This window comes from Salmonella sp. 32082101201600294FB01SM01, assembly GCF_017572865.1.
Classification (GTDB): Bacteria; Pseudomonadota; Gammaproteobacteria; order Enterobacterales; family Enterobacteriaceae; genus Salmonella; species Salmonella enterica.
Genome location: NZ_JAGESB010000001.1, coordinates 607,282 through 623,863, shown reverse-complemented (window position 1 = coordinate 623,863; position 16,582 = coordinate 607,282). Strand labels below are relative to the sequence as shown.

Sequence of the window (16,582 nt, the reverse complement as noted above, 5' to 3'; positions counted from 1 at the left end):
CTGCACCTCGCTGAAAACCCTGAAAAGCCCGCGTATCATACACTGGCCCGCAGGTTTTAGCGCGTCGCCCAGCCCTGTTTATGCAAATATTCAAGGATAAATGGGCGATTTTCTTTAATCAGGGTGCGACGGATATGATCGCTCCAGGTATCGCGTCGCGTATTACTGCCTCGGGTCAGATAATACTCAGCCAACTGCTCGTCATAGCGCGCCAGCAGCTTTTCATCAAGCGGTTGATACTGGTTCTCATGAACCACAAGCTCTGCAGGCAGGCGCGGTTTCAGATCCGGATTATCCGCAGGCCATCCCAAACACAGGCCAAAGAGCGGCAATACATGCTTCGGCAATTTTAACAGTTCGGTAACAGATTCAATATTGTTACGAATGCCGCCGATATACACGCCGCCTAACCCCAGTGATTCCGCCGCCGTCAGCGCATTTTGCCCCATCATCGCCGTATCGACGACACCGAGCAGCAGTTGTTCGGCAAGCCCCAACTGCGCGTCAGGGCAGATCTGCAAATGACGATTAAAATCGGCGCAAAATACCCAGAACTCAGCGGCCTGCGCCACATGCTTTTGCCCGCCCGTCAGGGGCACTAACGCCTCGCGCAGCGCCCGATCGGTAATACGGATAATAGAGCTGCACTGTAAAAAACTGGAACTGGACGTACTGCGCGCGGCGGCAATAATGGCTTCTCGCTGCGCGTCAGCCACGGGTTCATCGGTGAAATGGCGAATAGAACGATGGCCACAAAGAAGTTCAATGGTCGGACTCATTATGCTTTTCTCTATCTGAACGGGAAGAAATGTCGGGTGGACGTTTCATCAACTGCGGCGCCAGTAACTGCGCAATACGCCACATCATCGCCACCGCGGCGGGGAGGATCAACACGACGCCCAGGAAAACCATCAACACGCCAGCCAGCGGCGTATTGAACGGCGCGGGCAGCGTAAGGTAATGATTAAGCGATAGCAGAGCAAGCGCCAGCAAAATCATACCGAGGTATTCCAGTATCAGTACGCTTTTGGGTAACACGCCAATCGTGCGCATATCAAGCCTCCCGGTTAACTGACGCACAGTGTAGAACGTTCTGGTCCGGCGTGCTTAACAGATATAGCCCTGGGTTATCAAAGGAACAGGCGTAACCTGCTTTTCATCTGCCGTAAATCGCGGCATGATAACACCTGTTCGCCGTCTGGCTTTATGTTCGAGGAGAGATATGTTTACTGTTATTTTTGGCCGCCCAGGGTGCCCTTATTGCGTGCGTGCAAAAGAGTTGGCGGAAAAACTGAGCAAAGAACGCGACGATTTCAACTACCGCTATATTGATATCCATGCTGAAGGCATTACTAAAGCGGATTTGGAAAAAACCGTAGGTAAACCTGTAGAAACCGTACCGCAGATTTTTGTCGATCAAAAACATATCGGCGGCTGTACGGATTTTGAAGCATGGGCAAAAGAAAATCTGAATCTTTTCGCCTGATTGCTCTGGCAACGCCCTCTACCGGAGGGCGCTATCGGCGTTTTTTTCGCCGGTGGCTAAACAGGCTGCTAATAAACAAATAACAGAGCGCGCCTAACGCACACCAGAATACGGCGCTAAATAACCACGCCAGTTCTTGCCAAAACGATCGGGTAGGCATAAATACCACGCGCATTAACACCAGGCAAAACGGCGCCGCCAGCATCGCCCCGATCAGCGGTCGGATCACCTCGCGTCGGTGAGAACAAAAACTGGCCACCGCGCCAGGTAACGTAAAAAATAACAGTCCAATCTCAGGATGCCCTGCCGCGCGAAAAGCGCCTTGTACATGCATAGTTAATGAAAGACACACCACAATAAAGAGTACAAAGCAGCAGACAACGCTTGCCCACCCGTGTTTATGTTTCAATCGTTCCTCCTGACACTCTCTATCGAACACGCTTTCCGCCGTGAGGCATCCAGTCAGATAAAGTCATGTGGCATTCCATGCCAAAAACACACCTGCACGATTCTTATAGCCGTTAGTACGCAATAAGATTAAACTAGCAGGATATATTGTTGTGTTGTTTTTATTTGGATGCTGTATGCAATACGATTGCACCCTTAATTCATGATAAAAACAGTAGCGTAAATTACCATTTCTTTCAACAGCTTACTCGTAAACAAGAAGTTAGTCTCCGTGAATATAAACGTCGCAGATTTGTTAAATGGGAATTACATCCTGTTATTATTTGTGGTCCTGGCTCTTGGCCTGTGTCTTGGCAAGTTACGTCTGGGTTCAGTCCAACTTGGTAATTCCATTGGCGTTTTAGTGGTCTCTCTATTATTAGGGCAGCAACACTTTAGTATTAACACCGACGCGCTAAATCTGGGATTTATGCTGTTTATTTTTTGTGTCGGCGTCGAGGCTGGCCCCAACTTTTTTTCGATTTTTTTTCGCGACGGTAAAAATTATCTGATGCTTGCCCTGGTCATGGTCGGTAGCGCTCTGCTAATCGCCTTAGGCCTTGGTAAGCTATTCGGCTGGGATATCGGCCTGACGGCCGGTATGTTGGCCGGCTCAATGACTTCCACGCCCGTGCTGGTTGGCGCAGGCGATACCCTGCGACATTCCGGCATCGCCAGCACGCAACTCTCCTCCGCTCTTGATAATCTGAGCCTGGGTTATGCCCTGACCTATCTGATTGGGCTAGTCAGTCTGATCGTGGGCGCGCGCTACTTGCCTAAACTACAGCATCAGGATTTGCAAACCAGCGCCCAGCAAATTGCTCGCGAGCGCGGTCTGGATACCGATGCTAATCGCAAGGTTTATTTGCCGGTTATCCGCGCCTATCGGGTTGGCCCGGAGTTGGTGGCCTGGACTGACGGCAAAAACCTGCGCGAGCTGGGTATTTACCGTCAGACAGGCTGCTATATCGAACGTATTCGCCGTAACGGTATTCTGGCGAACCCGGATGGCGATGCGGTGCTGCAAATGGGCGATGAGATTGCGCTGGTCGGCTATCCGGACGCGCACGCCAGGCTCGATCCCAGCTTCCGTAATGGTAAGGAAGTGTTTGATCGCGATCTGCTTGATATGCGCATCGTAACGGAAGAAATTGTGGTGAAAAACCACAATGCGGTCGGTCGCCGCCTCGCTCAGCTCAAGCTGACCGATCATGGCTGCTTCCTTAACCGCGTCATCCGCAGCCAGATCGAAATGCCTATCGACGATAACGTCGTGCTGAATAAAGGCGACGTGTTACAGGTGAGCGGCGACGCCAGACGCGTAAAAACCATCGCCGATCGCATTGGTTTTATTTCGATCCATAGCCAGGTGACGGACCTGCTCGCCTTCTGCGCTTTTTTTATCATCGGGTTAATGATCGGGATGATTACCTTCCAGTTCAGCAATTTTAGTTTCGGCATCGGCAACGCGGCCGGATTGCTGTTCGCCGGGATCATGCTCGGTTTCCTGCGCGCTAACCATCCTACCTTTGGTTATATTCCGCAGGGCGCGCTTAACATGGTGAAAGAATTCGGCTTGATGGTATTTATGGCAGGCGTTGGTTTAAGCGCCGGCAGCGGTATCAGCAACGGTCTGGGCGCGGTCGGCGGACAAATGCTGATCGCCGGGCTTGTCGTCAGCCTGGTACCGGTGGTGATCTGCTTCTTGTTTGGCGCTTATGTGCTGCGCATGAACCGGGCGCTACTGTTTGGCGCCATGATGGGCGCGCGTACCTGCGCCCCGGCGATGGAAATCATTAGCGATACGGCGCGCAGCAATATTCCAGCGCTGGGTTATGCGGGGACTTACGCCATCGCCAACGTTCTGCTAACGCTGGCGGGGACGCTTATTGTCATCATCTGGCCGGGGTTAGGATAAAACTGAAGTTTGCCTTTAAGTGAAAAAATTTTGCCAATAGGTCGAACTTTTCGTTAAAGCATCAGTCATACCTATTGCCACTGCTTTTCTTTGATGTCCCCATTTTGTGGAGCCCATCAACCCCGCCATTTCGGTTCAAGGTTGGTGGGTTTTTTGTTGCCCGACGCAGAGTGACACGACATTGACTCTCCGGCGATTCGCTTTACCATCTGTAAAATCGCTTCACGCGCCAGCGGCGTTCGATCCGTCACAAAATGCAACGTCATCCCCTCGATAAACGCATCCAGCGCGCGGGCGGTCTGCGCGTCAAACCACTGCGCCAGCGTATTTTGGCTACGTTGCATCCAGTTTTGCATGACTATTTTTAACGCTGGCTTATCGCTGGCATAGGCATATAACTGATACATTAACGCCATATTATCCGGCGTCGTAACCTGCGAGCCGTAAATCATTTCCGTTATCGCCTGGCACGCCCCCTCCGCATCCGTCACCTGCGCAAAAAAGTCCTGGTATTGATGCGACATGTTCTCGGTGAAAAGTGTAAAAGCTTCACTCAATAACGCATCCATACCGGCAAAATAGTAGGTCATCGAGCCAAGCGGCACCTGAGCGATAGCGGCGATTTTCCGGTGCGTCACGGCATGAACGCCATAGGTCTTTACCGCTTCCAGTGTGGCCTGAATTATTTTTTCCCGTCGCTTAGGATCATTGGCGCGTCTTACGGCATTTTCTTTCATGATGAGTTCCACATCTCATTCAGGATGCAGGCTATAGTAACCTGCCGCTTACGCTGAAAAAATAGACAGTAAAAACTGTCTGCACAACGAAGTATGACGACGATATGTACAAATGTACACAAGCTTGCTAATGTTTACCTCTCGCTTCTATTTTCTGGCCTGACGCTATGACCGTCCTCTCCTCACGTAACGCCTTAAAACGCCGTACCTGGGCGCTGTTTATGTTCTTCTTTTTACCCGGACTGCTGATGGCCTCCTGGGCAACCCGAACGCCTGCTATTCGGGATATTCTTTCCGTCTCTACCGCGGAAATGGGGGCGGTCTTATTCGGGCTTTCTATCGGTTCAATGAGCGGTATTCTTTGTTCCGCCTGGCTGGTGAAACGATTTGGCACCCGAAAGGTTATTCGCACGACGATGACCTGCGCAGTAACCGGGATGGTTATTCTTAGCGTCGCGCTGTGGTGCGCCTCGCCGCTGATTTTTGCCCTTGGATTAGCCGTTTTCGGCGCCAGTTTTGGCGCCGCCGAAGTGGCGATTAATGTCGAAGGCGCGGCGGTCGAACGCGAGCTGAATAAAACCGTTCTGCCGATGATGCATGGTTTCTACAGTTTCGGCACGCTGGCGGGCGCTGGTGTCGGCATGGCGTTAACCGCATTAAGCGTCCCGGCTAACATCCATATCATCCTCGCGGCTGCCGTGGCGATCGCGCCCATTTTTATCGCCATTCGGGCGATCCCTGACGGTACGGGTAAAAACGCATCGGAAGATGCTCACCTTCAGGAAAAAGGATTACCTTTTTATCGGGACATCCAGCTTTTGCTTATTGGCGTGGTGGTGCTGGCAATGGCATTCGCCGAAGGCTCTGCGAATGACTGGCTGCCGCTACTGATGGTAGACGGACACGGTTTTAGCCCAACCTCCGGCTCTCTGATCTACGCCGGTTTCACGCTAGGTATGACCGTTGGCCGCTTTACCGGCGGCTGGTTTATTGACCGCTATAGCCGGGTGACGGTTGTTCGCGCCAGCGCGTTGATGGGAGCGCTGGGCATTGGTCTGATTATTTTTGTCGATAGCGACTGGGTTGCCGGCGTCTCGGTCATTCTTTGGGGCTTAGGCGCTTCGCTCGGCTTCCCGCTGACCATTTCCGCCGCCAGCGATACCGGTCCCGACGCGCCGACGCGCGTGAGCGTTGTCGCCACGACCGGCTATCTGGCGTTTTTGGTCGGGCCGCCGCTGTTGGGCTATCTGGGAGAGCACTATGGATTACGCAGCGCCATGATGGTTGTGCTGGCGCTGGTTATTCTGGCGGCGCTGGTGGCGAAGGCCGTCGCCAAACCTGTATCGACTCCGCAACCGGTGATGGAGCATAACGCATGAGTATCAAATTAATCGCCGTCGACATGGACGGCACTTTTCTGAGCGATCAAAAAACCTATAACCGTGACCGGTTTATGGCGCAGTACCAACACATGAAGCGGCAAGGCATTCGCTTTGTCGTGGCCAGCGGCAACCAGTATTACCAGTTAATCTCCTTCTTTCCGGAAATTGCGCACGAAATCGCTTTTGTCGCGGAAAACGGCGGCTGGGTGGTCAGCGAAGGAGAGGATATTTTTAACGGCGAGCTGACAAAAGCCGACTTCCAGACGGTTGTCGAACACCTGCTCACACGCGCCGATGTGGAGATTATCGCCTGTGGAAAAAACAGCGCCTACACGCTGAAACGGTATAACGATGCGTTAAAAGCCGTTGCGGCAATGTATTATCATCGTCTGGAGTTTGTGGATAATTTTAATAATATCAACGATGTCTTTTTCAAATTCGGCCTTAATATTACCGATGAACGGATACCGGAAGTACAGGCGGCGCTGCACGACGCCATTGGCGATATCATGGTCCCTGTTCATACCGGCTATGGCAGTATTGATTTAATAATTCCCGGCGTGCATAAAGCCAACGGCCTGCGTCTGTTACAGCAGCGCTGGGGCATTCATGATAGTGAAGTGGTGGTCTTCGGCGACGGCGGCAACGATATTGAGATGCTGCGTCAGGCCGGGTTTAGTTTTGCCATGTCGCACGCCAGCGAAGCGGTCGCGGCGGCGGCGAAATACCGCGCCGGATCGAACAACCAGGAAGGCGTGCTGGATATTATCGACAGCGTATTAAACAACGAGCCGCCGTTCAACGTCTAGCGGATACCTCTCTATGCCTGATAACAGAAAGCTTATCAGGCGTAGCCGCTCTCTCAGACTGTTTGCAAATTCCCCGTCCGCTTATCTTTTAAGAAGACCAGCATCAGCAGTAGCCAAAGAATACCGTTTGCCAGATTAAACAGGCTAAATAGCCCATTGCCGCCGCTTAACCAGGCATGTTTACTTACTTCAATGCCAACGGTAAAAATCAGCATTTGTAGCATTCCCATCGCCGCCGAGACCGTTCCTTTACTCATATCGCTGGAAAAGAGCGTCAAACGCACCAGTCCGGCATTCGCCAGCCCAATGCCAAAAGCGTATACGCTTAATCCCGCCGTCATCCATAAATAAGCATGGGATGAAACCACCGTCGCCGCCGCGGCGATGATCAGCCCCGCGACGATAGGCCAGCCGCCCATCACGATCAGCGAGCGAACCGTACGTCGGGAGGTTAAACGCGCCAACACCAGATTACCGGCAATGAGCGCGCCAAAAACGGGCACCTGTAGCAGACCATATTCATAGCTGCTGAGCTGTTCGCCGCTAATGATGATAATTGGCGACTGCGCAATCCAGGCCAACAGCGGCAGGCTGACAAATCCCAGCGCTAACGCCCCTGCGACGAACCGCCGGTTTTTTATCACCAGCCGATAATCCCGGCCCAGCGCCTTAAATGACAACGTTTCGCCCCGCCGCGTGGCGGTCTCCGGCATTGCGCGCTGTAGCCCGAAAAAGGCGATAGCGGCCAGTGCGGCAAATAAAATAAACATCCCCTCCCACGGCAGAACATGCACCCATGCCGCCCCAACCAGTGGTCCCAGTAGCGGCGCGATTAACGCCACGTTCGCCATCAGCGCGGTAATTTTTATACACACCGCCTCCTCAAAGGATTCCTGAATCGCGGCATACCCTACAGCGCCGATAAAACACAGGCTAATCCCTTGCAAAAAACGCAGGAAGGTAAATTGTTCGATGTTTTTCGCCAGTAACGTCGCCAGGCAGGTGACAATAAACCACACGACGCCCGCCAGCATCACGGGACGACGGCCAATCCGGTCAGACAACGGGCCAAGCAGCCACTGTAAGAACATACCGCCCGCCAGATAAGCGGTCATGGATGTCGGAACCCAGTCCAGGCCCGCCTGATACTGCTCAACCACCGCCAGCATACCCGGCTGGATCATGTCGTTGCCAATATAAGTAGAAAATTCGTACAGCACCAGACAGAGAGGAAAAAGCAACGCCTGACGTCCCAGCCTGCCGCCTGATTGTAAACGATTCTGCATACCATCTCTTCGCCAATAAAAACCGCGCAGAGTGTAATGAAAGTCGGGGAACTGAGATAGCGAATTATGAGGCTGCAAGGGAAATAGCGCACATTTTTACAGAAAGCCACTTAGCGCTTGCGTACTTTAAGGTTAATTTAAGTTTGCGCCGTTATCATCGACATTATTTTATGCCATTGTCTTAAATCTCTTCATGTTGCCGCCAAATAAGACAATACTGCTTTTCCTCCCTGTTACGCTGCATTTATGCTCAGTTTGCACGGGGATGAGCTGGCTATCCCTTTTGATTTCATTGCTCCGAGCCTGGATGTTATGCTGGAAAACCTTAACAACTCGCTGTTTTATTTTATTAACGCCACGCCTGATTCCGCGCAGTGGACAATTTCGCTCGCTATCTTTATCGCCAAAGATGTCATCAACATCGTCCCGCTCTTAGCCGTGGTACTCTGGCTGTGGGGTCCCCGCGATCGGGTCTGCGCCCAGCGTCAGCTGATCGTTAAAATCGGCATCGCGCTGATTATCAGTCTGGCGGTCTCCTGGACAATGGGACACCTTTTCCCGCACGACCGTCCGTTTGTCGATCATATCGGCTATAACTTCCTGCATCATGCCGCCGATGACTCGTTCCCCAGCGATCACGGTACGGTGATTTTTACCTTTGCGCTGGCGTTTTTGTTCTGGCACCGCCTCTGGTCAGGCATCGTGATGATGGCGATAGCTATTACCATCGCCTGGTCGCGCGTCTATCTCGGCGTACACTGGCCGTTAGATATGATTGGCGCGCTGCTGGTAGCGATGCTTGGCTGCCTGAGCGCACAGCTGATCTGGCAATGGTACGGCGCGCCGCTCTACCAGGCGCTGCAACGTTGTTACCGTTTCTGTTTCGCGTTGCCCATTCGAAAAGGCTGGGTACGTGACTAAACAGCGAAAAAAAGAGTAATATTAAGCGCTCTGTATGGTGCGGAGCGCTTATTTAACTCTCCAGGGGAACTATGGAAACGCGACGCGACGAGCGTATTGGTCAATTGCTGCAGGCCTTAAAACGCAGCGATAAACTTCACCTTAAAGAAGCCGCGACCCTGTTGGGCGTCTCTGAAATGACCATTCGTCGCGACCTGAACCATAAAAGCGCGCCTGTCGTGTTGCTGGGCGGCTATATCGTACTGGAGCCCCGCAGCGCCAGTCATTATCTGTTAAGCGATCAAAAATCTCGTCTGGTGGAAGAAAAACGCCGAGCCGCTCAGTTGGCTGCGGGCCTGGTACAAGCGCATCAGACGGTATTTATTGACTGTGGCACCACCACGCCGTGGATCATTGAAGCCATTGATAATGACCTTCCCTTTACGGCGGTGTGCTATTCACTTAATACCTTTCTGGCGCTGCAGGACAAACCCCATTGCCGCGCCATCCTCAGCGGCGGGGAGTTTCACGCCAGCAACGCCATTTTCAAACCGCTTGATTTCCATGAAACGTTAAACAATATTTGTCCGGATATCGCGTTTTATTCCGCCGCCGGCGTTCATACCAGTAAAGGCGCTACCTGCTTTAATCTGGAAGAGCTGCCGGTAAAACATTGGGCCATGACAATGGCACAGAGCCATGTACTGGTGGTGGATCACAGTAAATTCGGCAAGGTACGTCCGGCGCGGATGGGGGAACTATCACGCTTTGATACGATTATCAGCGACCGCCGTCCCGATGAGGCCTTTGTGGCCTACGCTAAAGCGCAACAAATTACTCTGATGTATTAACCGCCCGTTGCCGGATGCGACGCGCACCCGGCAACGGGGTTATTTTACGAGAACCAACTGCCAAACCACTGATGGAGTTTCATCAGCACAAAATCCCACATCCGGCTGAAAAATCCCCCCTCCTCGACGTTTTCCATCACCATTAACGGGCGTTGCTCAATGGATTTTCCGTTAAGCTGGAAATCGATGGTGCCGACAACCTGCCCTTTCTTCAACGGCGCCGTGAGCTGTGGTTCGTTCAACGTAAAGCTGGCCTTCAGGTTTTTAAGCTGCCCACGCGGAATCGTCACAGACCCCGCATCGCCCGCCCCCAAATTGACCTCAGGCTTATCGCCAAACCAGACCCGTTGCGTCACGAATGTCGCGTCAGGTTTAATCGGCGTGACCGTTTCAAAGAAGCGGAAACCCCAGGTCAACAGTTTTTCTGACTCATTAAAACGAATACGGTCCGTTTTCGCCCCCAGCACGACAGAGATCAGGCGCATATCGCCCTGGGTGGCGGAGGCGACAAGGTTATACCCTGCGCCAGCCGTTGTCCCCGTTTTCATGCCGTCGACATGCAGATTGGTGCTCCACAACAGGCGGTTGCGGTTCGGTTGACGAATATTATTAAAAGTAAATTCTTTCTCTTTATGAATGGCGTATTCGTCAGGCACATCGTGAATCAAGGCCTTGCCGAGCAACGCCATATCGCGAGCGGTACTGAACTGCCCTGGCGCATCAAGACCGTGTACCGTCTGGAAGGTTGTATTCGTTAACCCCAGTCGTTTCGCATAGGCGTTCATCAGGCCGATAAAGGACTCCTGGCTTCCGGCGACGTAGTCGGCAAGCGCGATACAGGCATCATTACCTGACTGAATGATGATGCCTTTATTAAGATCCGCAACCGACACCTGATCGCCTGGCTTCAGAAACATCACCGACGACCCACGTAGCGCCGGGTTCCCCGTCGCCCAGGCATCTTTGCCCACCGTCACCATATCGGTCAGCTTGATTTTCCCTGCCTTCAGCGCCTGGCCCACCACGTAGCTGGTCATAATTTTTGTCAAACTGGCAGGGTCGAGTTTCTCATCGGCATTGCCTTCCGCCAGTACTTTACCGCTGGCGTAATCCATTAAGATCCAGGCTCGCGCATCAACGCCCGGCGGCGCGATCGTTTGTTCCTCTGCCTTTACAGGCGAAGCGAAAAGGAATAAGAGAACCGAACCTGCCGCGAGGCTACGAAGGGAAGAAGCGTATTGCGTCATAGTACCACCCGAGTATCCATTCCAAAAACACACGTCACACCACCGTGTAATAAGTGCGGTGAGTAATAACGCACTCACGACGTTAAAGAAACCGTAACTTGGTAAAGTTTTTAAAGTTTATGCAATAACATCCCGTTACGCTTCCTTCATAACGATTTTTTTACAGACCATTGTGTAAATGTTAGGTTTATCTCACGGTAGGCCGATTACTGTCATCATCCTGATAAAACAGAAGGGGTTAATATGATTACGCTGTGGGGCCGGAACAACTCGACTAATGTTAAAAAAGTGTTGTGGACGCTTGAAGAGCTGGAACTGCCATACGATCAAATTCTGGCAGGCGGAAAATTCGGCGTTAACCAGGATGCCGACTATCTGGCGATGAATCCTAATGGGCTGGTGCCGCTGCTTAAAGATGATGAAACCGACCTGTTATTGTGGGAATCCAATGCCATTGTCCGCTATCTGGCGGCGCAATACGGCCAGAACCGGCTATGGGTTGATAATCCGGCGCGGCGTGCGGAGGGCGAAAAATGGATGGACTGGGCGAATCAAACGTTAAGCCCGGCGCACCGCGTGATCCTGATGGGTCTGGTCAGAACCCCGCCGGAAAAAAGCGACCAGGCGGCAATTGAAGCTGGTATCGAAAAGTGTGACAGCCTGTTTGCGCTTCTTGATGATGCTCTGGCCCACCAGCCGTGGTTCTCCGGAGATAACTTTGGCACCGGTGATATCGCTATTGCGCCTTTCGTCTATAACTTGTTGAACGTGGGTCTGAAATGGACGCCGCGCCCGAATCTGGAGCGCTGGTATCAGCAGCTTACCGAGCGCCCAGCGTTTCGCAAAGTGGTGATGATCCCGGTGACCTAACGCGTGGCTGCAGGACTTACCTTGAGTAACTGCCCGTCGGACTCATCGGTTAACACATATAAGTAGCCGTCAGGTCCGACACGCACATCCCGAACACGCTGCTTTCTGTCACCCAGAATACGGCCTTCTTCCGTCACCGTATTGCCATCGACGCGCATCACAATGACCTCTTTATCTTTTAGCGCGCCGATAAACAGTTTGTGCCGCCACGGCGCAAAAACGTCGCTGGCATAAAAAGCCATCCCGCTGATCGCCGGAGAATCCTTCCAGTAGTAAACCGGTTGTTCCGTTCCCTCGACAATTTCACCTTTGGCTTCCGGCACTTTCAGACCACTATAGTTGACGCCCCATGTGGCCAGCGGCCAGCCATAATTTTTGCCTTTTTCCGGGATGTTAATTTCATCGCCGCCGCGCGGACCGTGTTCATGCAGCCATAGCGCGCCGCTCCAGGGATTGATGGCCAGCCCCTGCGGATTACGAATACCGGCATTGTACATGGCAAGATCAACAACCTGCTCTTTCATGCCGGGCTGACAGGCGCGGTATTCATAGTCGACCTGAAAGCTGCGGCAACATGCCTGACAGCGGTAATGCTGGTACCCTGCACTCCCCGGACCATACTTTTTAACGGATGCCGTTTGCGCGCAAAACGGGCATTTCACATCGACTTTAACCATCATAAATCCTGCGATAAAAGTCGGTATTCGAAACGATAATCACCGATTGAATACATGATCGTTTTCTGGGGATTTCACTGCATGTCATGATGGTTTACTCCTGCGATGAATAAGAGAACGGCGTTTAACCGTAAAATCAACATGCAGCGGGTCGAGAATAAAGATTATTAACGGAGTGATACCGACTTGAATCCGCCGAGTACTTTTTAGAGTATGTTCCATTCTTCGCGCCGGAATCCCTGAGTAATAGCCTGTCTGATCTAAAATGGAGATCAGAAAAATATGACACAAGCTGTTGCATAACATGGATAAAATGGGTAGTCATGCAAGCGAGATAAGACAATGAATGTATTCATTACTGATGCTGGTCGCTTATCGTGGTTACAGTGTGATCCTTTTTGCTCCGCTGGTAGCACTTGGCGCAGTTCTGTTCACCCGTCCAGTGACGGTCGCCCCGGTTTTCAGTGATATATTTATGGATAAGTTGATCGGTTTTGTAAAACTTTATTTTCCTGTCTTTCTGCTGGGTGCAGTATTTGGCAAGCTGATTGAATTTGCTGGTTTTTACTACTCAATTGTCAGTGCTGTGACCTGTATGGTGGGCCAGAACAAAGCCATGCCGATGATTATTCTTGTATGCGCTTTATTGACCTATGGAGGCGTATCATTGTTTGTGGTGGCGTTTGCCAATCTGTTCTTTACTTGGCTGATTCCACATATTTACGGTGATCAGTTTATGATAAATCTGCCGGGGCTGAAAAAACCGCTGTAAACGGGTTAACCTGATGACCACGGGGAGCAGGTATTAGCATCTACGTTACAACGGTTCCGACAATATGTCTGACCTGACCCCCTGTCAGCGGTCACCAGCGTCCTACCAGATCCGCCCCGGATCATGGTAGGGCGGTGACACCGTCAGCCTACATTTTGTAGTTATCTCGACGTGACAGGAATTCGGATAGGCCGAAATACTCAGTCTGACTGAGTCTATAAAAAAGCAGCACACTGTATTATACGTTAATTATGAGCCACAACGATGCACTTTGATATAAAAGATTTAAAATTATTCCTTGCTATCAGTGAAGAAGGGAGCTTAACACGTGGAGCGGAAAAAACTTACATGTCTGCCGCATCTGGTAGCGTGCGTATACGTAATCTTGAACAGAGTATCAATCTGAGATTGCTGTATCGTAGTAGCAAGGGGATAACGTTATCCTCTGCTGGTGAAACATTTAAACACCACGCCAGCCTTATTGTGAATCAGATGGAAATGTTACGTAGCGATATGCAGGAGCATGTTAAAGGCATCAAAGGACATGTCAGAATATTTTCCAGTATAACTGCTATTGCAGAGTATCTCCCCCCATTGTTGAGCCATTTCCTTACACTATATAACGATGTGAATATTGATTTCAGGGAGTATCCAAGTCCGGAAATTGTACGTTCTGTTATTGAGGGGAAAACTGATCTCGGAATTGTTGCTGGTAATATTACAACAGATAATCTTGAAATACTGCCGTTCCGTACTGATAGGCTAGTGCTTATCACCGCGACAGACCATCCCTTTGCTGACAGAAAAAGCGTGACCTTTCATGAATTAATTCAATATGAACAAATCAGCCTGCCTGAAGGGACAGGAATGTTTGAATTTATCCGAAAAAAGGCAGAACTAGTACCATCTAAACTGAAAATTAGAATACAGGTCGGCAACTTTGAAACATTTTGCCGTATGGTTGAAGCAAAAGTGGGCATTGGTATAATGCCTCACTCTGCTGCATCCCGTTTGCGTCAGTTGCATGAATTTTCGATTATTGATCTTGATGAATTTTGGTCATTAAGAAAATTACAAATCTGCGCCAGAAGCTTTGACAAATTACCCGGCTTCACACAAAAACTGGTTACTATGCTCACAGCTCAGACTGAGTGATAGCGTTACATCCCTGTATAATTTGGTCCGTTGCCACCTTCAGGCGTAGTCCAGGTTATATTTTGTTTAGGATCTTTAATGTCACAAACTTTACAGTGAATACAGTTCTGTGAATTTATTTGCAGACGCATGTTTTGTGTTTCACTATCCTGTAAAAATTCATATACTCCGGCAGGGCAATATCGTTCTTCGGGGCCACCATAAATATCCAGATTAATGGATATAGGGATATTCTGATCACTGATTTTCAAATGTACTGGCTGGTCGTCATCATGCCAGGTGTTACTGAGATAGACGGATGACAAAATATCAAACGTCAGTTTACCGTCAGGTTTGTCGTACAGTTTTTTCTGGCTTTTGTTGGCCGGTTGCAGAGTGATATTGTCCGGTCGGTTATTTTTTACACGCCAGGGGATTTTTTTTATACCCATTCGGGGAAGCAGCCAATGCTCAATGCCAGTCATGATAAAACCTATCACACGCCCTTTTTTAAACCAGGGTTTGAAATTACTACCATTTTCCAGTTCCTGCCAAAGCCAGCTCTGTCGCAGTAATGTTTGATATTCTGTCAGTATGTCGTTTTTCCTGTTGTCCAGCAAAGCATTAAATATAGCGTCAGCCGCTATCATGCCACTTTTGATAGCTGTATGGATGCCCTTGATTCTACTTGCATTGAGCGTACCGGCATTACAACCAATCAGCAGACCACCAGGTAAACAGGGATCAGGCATAGACGCAATCCCGCCGTTATTGATTGCTCTTGCGCCATAACCAATACGCTTACCCCGGTCAATGTATTTGCGTATAGAAGGGTGTGTTTTCAGGCGCTGCATTTCCTGAAAAGGGCTTAACCAGGGATTTGAATAATCAAGTCCCACAACCAAACCTAGTGCAATTTTATTATCATTAAGATGATAGAGAAACCCACCCCCAAACGACTCTTTATCCAGAGGCCAACCTGTGGTGTGAATTACAAGCCCCGGGTGGGACTGGTCTGATGGAACCTCCCACAACTCTTTTATGCCTATGCTAAAACTCTGGGGTGCTTTGCCTGTATCAAGATGAAATTTTTTGATCAGTTCTTTAGCCAGACTACCGCGGGCCCCTTCGGCAAAAATTGTATATTTTGCCAGAATTTCTATTCCACTCTGGAACCCCTCTTTCTTGCTGCCATCCCGATGACGTCCCATATCACCAGTTACTACACCGATAATGTTAGTATCCTGATCATACAGTATCTCAGTTGCCGAAAAGCCTGCATAAATATCCACGCCTGACGTTTCTGCCTGACCGGCGAGCCATTTAATGAGATTACCGAGGCTTACGATAAAGTTTCCATGGTTGCGAAAATTATCAGGAATCAATGCATCCGGCAAATTAATACATTTTTCATTCGTCAGTAACAGTAATTTATCCTGAGTAACAGGCTGTTTAATGGGTGCGCCTCTTTCCTGCCAATCAGGAATTAGTTCATTCAGCGCTCGGGGATCCATGACTGCCCCACTGAGAATATGAGAACCAGGCTCAGCTCCTTTATCAAGGACGATAATGGACAGTTCTTTTCCTGCGTCATTTGCCTGTAATTTAAGTTTAAGAGCTGCAGATAATCCGGCGGGTCCTGCTCCCACAATAAGAACATCACATTCTATTGTCTCACGTGATTGCTGGGTATTAGAAAGTGTATCGTTCATTATTAACTCCTTAATTTTTCAGCACCGTAGGAACAGCTATATTATGTAAATAAAATTGCATTCATATTGTAACCAATGAAATAAATATCATAGTGATAAAACAGATGAAATGGTATAGGAATGTTCAACCTTAGAAAAAGGTGCCTATAAGACTATATAGCCAGTTATCAACTATTAAAAAAATGTCGGTGATGATGAAGCATTCCATAACATTTATATTTAGCTTTCTCCCTCAGATGAAAAATAATATACACAAATCATTTTTAAGCCGTTCATCATAATTGCAGGAAAAGTCCCTATTTTCTTGGCATTCTATTATAGTTACCCGCGAGAAATAATCAGCCAACTGTCGGG

At 50.0% G+C, this 16,582-nt stretch carries 16 protein-coding genes and 2 pseudogenes; 9 read left to right on the top strand and 9 right to left on the bottom strand.

Annotation, left to right across the window (positions count from 1 at the left end):
- Nucleotides 1-56 precede the first annotated feature (56 nt).
- Together nfsA and J4645_RS02995 are read right to left on the bottom strand one after the other, a co-directional pair.
- The gene (nfsA, locus tag J4645_RS03000; RefSeq protein WP_023215088.1) at nt 57-779 is read right to left on the bottom strand and encodes a nitroreductase NfsA; all 723 of its coding nucleotides are present in this window, start codon (nt 777-779) and stop codon (nt 57-59) included.
- Nucleotides 763-1,053, bottom strand: a complete 291-nt coding sequence (locus tag J4645_RS02995) for a YbjC family protein (RefSeq protein ID WP_001259137.1) — start codon at nt 1,051-1,053, stop codon at nt 763-765. Before J4645_RS02995 ends, nfsA begins: the two co-directional genes overlap by 17 nt.
- 169 nt (nt 1,054-1,222) lie before the next feature.
- Between J4645_RS02995 and J4645_RS02990 the strand changes: the two genes are divergently transcribed.
- Nucleotides 1,223-1,486 (top strand): GrxA family glutaredoxin, encoded by a 264-nt coding sequence (locus J4645_RS02990; protein ID WP_000495513.1) that lies wholly within the window; start codon nt 1,223-1,225, stop codon nt 1,484-1,486.
- A 31-nt stretch (nt 1,487-1,517) separates the two neighbouring features.
- On the opposite strand, the gene J4645_RS02985 is transcribed toward J4645_RS02990, so the two are convergent.
- A complete protein-coding gene (locus J4645_RS02985) occupies nt 1,518-1,895 on the bottom strand; it encodes an inner membrane protein YbjM (protein WP_000680850.1) in 378 nt (125 codons plus the stop codon).
- 270 nt (nt 1,896-2,165) lie between these two features.
- On the opposite strand from J4645_RS02985, the gene J4645_RS02980 reads away from it, so the two are divergent.
- Nucleotides 2,166-3,851: an aspartate:alanine antiporter gene (locus tag J4645_RS02980; protein WP_001024853.1), complete on the top strand. Its 1,686-nt coding sequence runs from the start codon at nt 2,166-2,168 to the stop codon at nt 3,849-3,851.
- Nucleotides 3,852-3,967: 116 nt separating this feature from the next.
- Here J4645_RS02980 and J4645_RS02975 read toward each other — a convergent pair whose 3' ends face one another.
- Nucleotides 3,968-4,588: a TetR/AcrR family transcriptional regulator gene (locus tag J4645_RS02975; protein WP_000661867.1), complete on the bottom strand. Its 621-nt coding sequence runs from the start codon at nt 4,586-4,588 to the stop codon at nt 3,968-3,970.
- A 167-nt stretch (nt 4,589-4,755) separates the two neighbouring features.
- Here J4645_RS02975 and J4645_RS02970 point away from each other — a divergent pair, with 167 nt between their 5' ends.
- Together J4645_RS02970 and J4645_RS02965 are read left to right on the top strand one after the other, a co-directional pair.
- The gene (locus J4645_RS02970; protein WP_000217430.1) at nt 4,756-5,967 is read left to right on the top strand and encodes an MFS transporter; all 1,212 of its coding nucleotides are present in this window, start codon (nt 4,756-4,758) and stop codon (nt 5,965-5,967) included.
- The gene (locus J4645_RS02965; RefSeq protein WP_000023542.1) at nt 5,964-6,779 is read left to right on the top strand and encodes a Cof-type HAD-IIB family hydrolase; all 816 of its coding nucleotides are present in this window, start codon (nt 5,964-5,966) and stop codon (nt 6,777-6,779) included. Before J4645_RS02970 ends, J4645_RS02965 begins: the two co-directional genes overlap by 4 nt.
- Nucleotides 6,780-6,832: 53 nt before the next feature.
- Here the strand turns inward: J4645_RS02965 and J4645_RS02960 are convergent, their stop codons facing one another.
- The gene (locus tag J4645_RS02960; protein WP_001181284.1) at nt 6,833-8,065 is read right to left on the bottom strand and encodes an MFS transporter; all 1,233 of its coding nucleotides are present in this window, start codon (nt 8,063-8,065) and stop codon (nt 6,833-6,835) included.
- 312 nt (nt 8,066-8,377) lie between these two features.
- Between J4645_RS02960 and ybjG the strand changes: the two genes are divergently transcribed.
- Entirely contained in the window at nt 8,378-8,986 is a 609-nt protein-coding gene (gene ybjG, locus J4645_RS02955) for an undecaprenyl-diphosphate phosphatase (RefSeq protein ID WP_001531378.1), read from the top strand.
- A gap of 71 nt (nt 8,987-9,057) precedes the next feature.
- On the top strand, nt 9,058-9,816 hold the full coding sequence (gene deoR / locus J4645_RS02950) for a DNA-binding transcriptional repressor DeoR (RefSeq protein ID WP_000450106.1): 759 nt from the start codon (nt 9,058-9,060) through the stop codon (nt 9,814-9,816).
- A 44-nt stretch (nt 9,817-9,860) separates the two neighbouring features.
- Here deoR and dacC read toward each other — a convergent pair whose 3' ends face one another.
- Complete coding sequence (dacC, locus tag J4645_RS02945) at nt 9,861-11,063, bottom strand: serine-type D-Ala-D-Ala carboxypeptidase (protein ID WP_000195710.1); 1,203 nt, start codon at nt 11,061-11,063, stop codon at nt 9,861-9,863.
- Nucleotides 11,064-11,306: 243 nt separating this feature from the next.
- Here dacC and J4645_RS02940 point away from each other — a divergent pair, with 243 nt between their 5' ends.
- On the top strand, nt 11,307-11,933 hold the full coding sequence (locus J4645_RS02940) for a glutathione S-transferase family protein (protein ID WP_023215089.1): 627 nt from the start codon (nt 11,307-11,309) through the stop codon (nt 11,931-11,933).
- Here J4645_RS02940 and J4645_RS02935 read toward each other — a convergent pair.
- Both J4645_RS02935 and J4645_RS02930 read right to left on the bottom strand, forming a co-directional pair.
- Nucleotides 11,930-12,430 (bottom strand): annotated as a pseudogene (locus tag J4645_RS02935) (PQQ-dependent sugar dehydrogenase); the annotation flags it as partial. The gene J4645_RS02940 and the pseudogene J4645_RS02935 overlap by 4 nt on opposite strands.
- Nucleotides 12,410-12,610, bottom strand: a pseudogene (locus tag J4645_RS02930) (IS1-like element transposase); the annotation flags it as partial. The pseudogenes J4645_RS02930 and J4645_RS02935, both read right to left, overlap by 21 nt.
- Nucleotides 12,611-12,956: 346 nt before the next feature.
- Between J4645_RS02930 and J4645_RS02925 the strand changes: the two are divergent.
- Nucleotides 12,957-13,382: a GntP family permease gene (locus tag J4645_RS02925; RefSeq protein ID WP_000287110.1), complete on the top strand. Its 426-nt coding sequence runs from the start codon at nt 12,957-12,959 to the stop codon at nt 13,380-13,382.
- Nucleotides 13,383-13,646: 264 nt separating this feature from the next.
- A complete protein-coding gene (locus tag J4645_RS02920; protein WP_023197647.1) occupies nt 13,647-14,537 on the top strand; it encodes a LysR family transcriptional regulator in 891 nt (296 codons plus the stop codon).
- A gap of 5 nt (nt 14,538-14,542) precedes the next feature.
- On the opposite strand, the gene J4645_RS02915 is transcribed toward J4645_RS02920, so the two are convergent.
- Nucleotides 14,543-16,228: an electron transfer flavoprotein-ubiquinone oxidoreductase gene (locus J4645_RS02915; RefSeq protein ID WP_001000306.1), complete on the bottom strand. Its 1,686-nt coding sequence runs from the start codon at nt 16,226-16,228 to the stop codon at nt 14,543-14,545.
- Between the last annotated feature and the right edge of the window lie 354 nt (nt 16,229-16,582).